This is a genomic window from Microbacterium sp. CCH5-D1 (assembly GCF_001557335.1).
Classification (GTDB): Bacteria; Actinomycetota; Actinomycetes; order Actinomycetales; family Microbacteriaceae; genus Microbacterium; species Microbacterium oxydans.
On record NZ_LSJW01000219.1, the window covers coordinates 1 to 4,701 of the forward strand.

General features: G+C 67.7%; 5 protein-coding genes and 1 pseudogene. 2 read left to right on the forward strand and 4 right to left on the reverse strand.

The annotated features are described in order from the left end of the window. The 4 genes from AX744_RS13030 to AX744_RS13045 all read right to left on the reverse strand — a co-directional run. The coding region (locus tag AX744_RS13030; RefSeq protein WP_157543608.1) for an ATP-binding cassette domain-containing protein at positions 1-445 on the reverse strand (445 nt) is incomplete at its 3' end. Positions 446-485: 40 nt separating this feature from the next. Beyond that, the gene (locus AX744_RS13035) at positions 486-1,505 is read right to left on the reverse strand and encodes a hypothetical protein (RefSeq protein ID WP_046749607.1); all 1,020 of its coding nucleotides are present in this window, start codon (positions 1,503-1,505) and stop codon (positions 486-488) included. Between the two features lie 100 nt (positions 1,506-1,605). Continuing rightward, on the reverse strand, positions 1,606-2,679 hold the full coding sequence (gene ychF / locus AX744_RS13040) for a redox-regulated ATPase YchF (RefSeq protein ID WP_058631893.1): 1,074 nt from the start codon (positions 2,677-2,679) through the stop codon (positions 1,606-1,608). A gap of 172 nt (positions 2,680-2,851) precedes the next feature. Next, positions 2,852-3,592 (reverse strand): class I SAM-dependent methyltransferase, encoded by a 741-nt coding sequence (locus tag AX744_RS13045; RefSeq protein WP_046749610.1) that lies wholly within the window; start codon positions 3,590-3,592, stop codon positions 2,852-2,854. Positions 3,593-3,651: 59 nt separating this feature from the next. On the opposite strand from AX744_RS13045, the gene AX744_RS13050 reads away from it, so the two are divergent. Both AX744_RS13050 and AX744_RS13055 read left to right on the forward strand, forming a co-directional pair. Further along, positions 3,652-4,254: a 3'-5' exonuclease gene (locus AX744_RS13050; protein WP_046749611.1), complete on the forward strand. Its 603-nt coding sequence runs from the start codon at positions 3,652-3,654 to the stop codon at positions 4,252-4,254. 66 nt (positions 4,255-4,320) lie between these two features. Then, positions 4,321-4,701, forward strand: a pseudogene (locus AX744_RS13055) (DNA recombination protein RmuC); the annotation flags it as partial.

Consider the following 4,701-nt stretch of genomic DNA (forward strand, 5'->3'; position numbering starts at 1 on the left):
CAAGCACCGCCGGAAGCCGCTCGTCGAGGTCGGCGGCACCACTCGCCAGCCAGCGATCCAGCGCGACCGAGTAGGTGTCAGCGGGATCCGTGCCCGGAGGCGCGAGGCTCGGGTCGCCCAGAGCGGCGGCGGCGGCATCCATGTCCCTGGTCGCTGCTGCGCATCCCGTGCGGCGGCCGATGTATTCGGCGACACTCTCGCCGGGGACGCGCTCGTGCTCCTGCGGAAGCCAGCCGACGAAGGCATCTGAAGGTGAGAGACGGATCGTCCCGGCCTGCGGTTCATCGACGCCGGCCAGCAGCTTCAGGAGGGTCGATTTCCCTGCCCCGTTGACCCCGACGAGGCCGACCACGTCGCCTGCCGCGACGGTCAGATCGAGCGAGTCGAAGAGGGTGCGGTGGCCGTAGCCGCCGGCCAGCCCTTGTGCCACGAGAGTTGCGGTCATCCGTCAATCCTGTCACCCGTGCGGGTGGTGCACGGACGCGTCAGCCGTCGAGGCGCTCGGCGAGCCATCCCTCCAACTGATCGGCATACGCGCGCGCTCGGTAGCGGCGAATGCGCGCCATATCCTCGACGTCGGTCGTCTCGTTCAACGCCCGATCGTTGCCTGCTTCGACGATCTCGACGACCTTCGCAAGCATGCCGTCCTGCAGGACACGCTTGAGATAGGCGTGATCGCCGGTGATGCCACCGCCACGTTTCATGGACATCGCCCCCGCCGGCTGGAGGATCTGCAGGAACCTTCCCAGGTGCCGGTCATCAGTGACGAAGACGCATGGAACCTCGAACGCGCCGCGGAACTCGGGGAGAGAGGGCATCGTCGCGACTCGCGAATGCGTCAGGTCAAAGCTCGTGTTCCACAGTGCGTCGAGCGTTGAGGCGAGGTCCTTCTGCTCGCGCAGCTTCATGATGTTCAACGCCATCTCACGCCCCGTGTGATTGCCTGCCAGCAGCAGCGCGCCCAGCAACACCTCGCGTGAGCCACGGGCGAACAGCTCCTCGGCGAACCCGGCGAGGACACGGAACCCGGACTCGGGACTCCTCCCCTGCAAGTACAACTGATATGCCTTCAGCATCACGGCGTAGGACGGAATGAGGAGGTTCTCTCGAACGATCTCGAACTCCTCTGTGCCTATCTCGCTCGGATGTTCAGCGTCCCCGGGAACACGAGGGTCGGGTAGAGCCTCACCTTCGAGCCACGCTGTGATCCGCGAGCGGTCACCGGCGAGCAGCTCCTGCGCGTTCTCGCTCCGGCGCCGGTAGTTCGACACGTCTTGCAGTCCCGCCCGCCGCATGACCCCCTCGCCTGCACCGAGGCCGGGCAGGACCCGTGCGTCAGCATCGAGACGGCGGACAAGATCCGCCATGCGTCGATTCACCACTCCGTCGGCGTACTCCGTGCCCTTACGCGCGATGGTATCCAGGTGCGCCGTCACGTTCGCATCCAGGAGGAGAGTCCTGATGGGGCCCTCGTATCGGGCGGGAAAGTACTGGTACGTGGGCATCTGTCGTCCTCTCGTCCTCGTCCACGACGCTATCGTGACGGTGCGGACGAGCACGGGTTCGCGTGCGCAGTGACAGGTGTCCGGAGCTTCCCCGCCGAACTCAGTTGTTGAAGCGGAACTCCACGACGTCGCCGTCCTGCATGACGTAGTCCTTGCCCTCGAGGCGGGCCTTGCCCTTGGCGCGGGCCTCGACGACGGAGCCCGTCTCGACCAGATCGTCGAACGAGACGATCTCGGCCTTGATGAAGCCCTTCTCGAAGTCGGTGTGGATGACGCCCGCAGCCTGTGGCGCCTTCGATCCCTTGGGGATGGTCCAGGCGCGGGCTTCCTTCGGACCGGCGGTCAGGTACGTCTGCAGGCCGAGCGTGTCGAAGCCGATGCGGGCGAGCTGGTCGAGACCGGACTCGTCCTGGCCGGTCGAGGCGAGGAGCTCGGCCGCGTCTTCCGGGTCGAGGTCGATGAGCTCGGACTCGATCTTCGCGTCGAGGAAGATGGCCTTCGCCGGGGCGACGAGGGCGGCGAGCTCCGCCTTGCGCGCGTCGTCGGTCAGCACGGACTCGTCGACGTTGAAGACGAAGATGACGGGCTTCGCGGTGAGCAGACCCAGCTCCCGGATCGGCGTCAGGTCGATGCCGGCGACCGACAGCAGCACACCGCGCTCGAGAGCATCCTTCGCCGCGTTCGCGGTCTCGAGCACGATGGGCTCGATCTTCTTGCCGCGCACTTCCTTCTCGTACCGCGCGATCGCCTTGTCGACGGTCTCGAGGTCGGCGAGCATGAGTTCCGCGTTGATGGTCTCCATGTCCGAGGCAGGATTCACCGTGCCGTCGACGTGGACGACATCGTCGTCGGCGAAACCGCGCACGACCTGAGCGATGGCGTCGGCCTCACGGATGTTCGCGAGGAACTTGTTGCCCAGACCCTCACCCTCGCTCGCCCCGCGCACGATGCCGGCGATGTCGACGAACGACACCGCTGCGGGCAGGATGCGCTCGCTGCCGAAGATCTCCGCGAGCTTGTCGAGGCGAGGATCGGGCAGGTTCACCACGCCGACGTTCGGCTCGATCGTCGCGAACGGGTAGTTCGCCGCGAGCACGTCGTTCTTGGTGAGTGCGTTGAAGAGGGTGGACTTGCCGACGTTGGGCAGGCCGACGATACCGATAGTGAGAGCCACGGGGCACGAGTCTACCTGGCTGAAGACGCACGATCCTGCGGGATGCTGTGCGAGCGAGGCGCGAGATCAGGCGAACGCGCGAGATCAGGCAGACGCCGGGCCGTTCGGCCTGATCCGGCGCGAACGCCTGACGCGGCGCAGCGGCCCGAGCCGCAGAGCCGCGCAACGGACCTCAGTCGCGAACGGCTCGATACGCCCGCGTGACGTACGGAAGGTCGATCGTGGCGTCCCCGTGCAGGTCGAGCTCGTCGAAGAGCGCGTCGAGCTCGCGCGCGATGCGTGCCTTCTCCTCGTCCGAAGCGGTGATGATGTAGCTGCGTGACGCCGCCATCCGGTGCAGCACGTCGCGCGTCACGGGGCGGGCCCATTCCCAGCGCTCCTGCTCGAGTCCGCTGAACGGCGCGGAGACAGTCGGGTCCCCCTCGGCGAGCATGTTCTCGGCGTGGCTGCCGTGCATGATCTCGGTGAGCCTGCGCACCCAGTCGACACGGTCGTCGCGGATGTTCCAGATGAGGCCGAGCACTCCCCCTCCGCGCACGGCGCGCCCGATCTCGGCTGAGCCGGCCACCGGATCGACCCAATGCCATGCCTGCCCCAGCACGACGGCATCGACACTCGCGTCCGGAAGCGGCAGCTGCTCGGCCGATCCCTGGAACGTCGGCACGCCGGGCACCGCACCGCGGAGCGTCGCGAGCATCACGGGGTCGGGATCGACGGCGACGACCTCGGCGTCCGGCGCCTCCGCGAGAACCCTGGTGAGCTTTCCTGTGCCGGCACCGACATCGGCGATCCGACGTGAGCCGTGCGGCATGCGCTCCAGCATCCATGCCACGGCCTCGAAAGGATAATCAGGTCGACCGACCTCGTAGTTTCCCGCCTGCGCTCCGAACGACGTCGCCATGTCCTCAGCCATGTCGCCAGCATACGGCGAGTCTCCGAGACGTCTTCGAGGGACCGGGGGAAGGTGGGGATGTGCCACTGGACTTCACTGCGATCGACTTCGAGACCGCGAACTCCAGCCCGGCCTCTGCGTGCTCGGTCGGACTGGTCCGCGTCCGCGACGGCCAGGTCGTCGCCACCACCGGTTGGCTGATCCAGCCGCCGCCTGGCCATGACGAGTTCCAGGAGTGGAACGTGCGCATCCATGGCATCCAGCCGGAGGACGTGCTGTCGGCCGCGACCTGGGTCGACCAGTTCGACCGCCTGTGCGCCTTCGCGGGTGCCGATGTGCTGGTCGCGCACAACGCCGGCTTCGACCTCAATGTGCTGCGCCGCGCGTCTGAGGCCACGGGCCAGCTGTGCCCGCCCTACCGGTCGCTGTGCAGCCTGCAGGTCGCCCGCAAGACCTACACGCTCGACTCGTACCGGCTGCCGGTCGCCGCTGCTGCCGCGGGGTTCGAGGAGTTCTCGCACCACGATGCCCTGGCCGATGCCCGTGCGTGTGCCCAGATCGTGATCGACGCCGCCTACAGAGCCGGTGCAGGCGACGTCTTCGCTCTCGCCGACGCGCTGAGTCTGCGGGTCACCGCTCCGGTTGCTCCTGTCGCACCCGCACTGGAGCGTGCGGTCGCCTGACCCGCACCTCGACCGCTCCGTGCGCGGCGACCTCCGAATGTCGGAGGCCGGCCCCATCATGAACACATGGATGCTCTGGCTGTCGTTCTCCTGCTCGTCGCACTCGCTGCGGGCATCGCCGTCGGCTGGTTCCTGCGCGCCGGCCGAGGCGCCGCCGATCTCGCGCGCGCTCAGGCCGAGCTGGCCGCTGCGCGCGACGACCGAGACCGTCAATACGACCTGTACCGCGATGCCGTCGAGCACGCGCGAAACGAGCAGCGCGCCGAGGCGCAGCGGGTGCAGCAGCAGAATGCGGTGCTCACCGCGCTCGCCCCCGTGCGTGAGAGTCTCCAGCAGATGCAGACCAAGGTCACCGCGATCGAGCGGGAGAGGCACGCTCAGTTCGGCACGCTCGAGGAGCAGCTGCGCCGAGCACAGGAGTCCGATGAAGCGCTCCGGGCGACCACC

Excerpts from the sequence above, each read along its gene's own strand:
- AX744_RS13035 (WP_046749607.1), bottom strand. The coding sequence starts at position 1,505 with ATGCCCACGTACCAGTACTTTCCCGCCCGATACGAGGGCCCCATCAGG.
- AX744_RS13045 (WP_046749610.1), bottom strand. The coding sequence starts at position 3,592 with ATGGCTGAGGACATGGCGACGTCGTTCGGAGCGCAGGCGGGAAACTAC.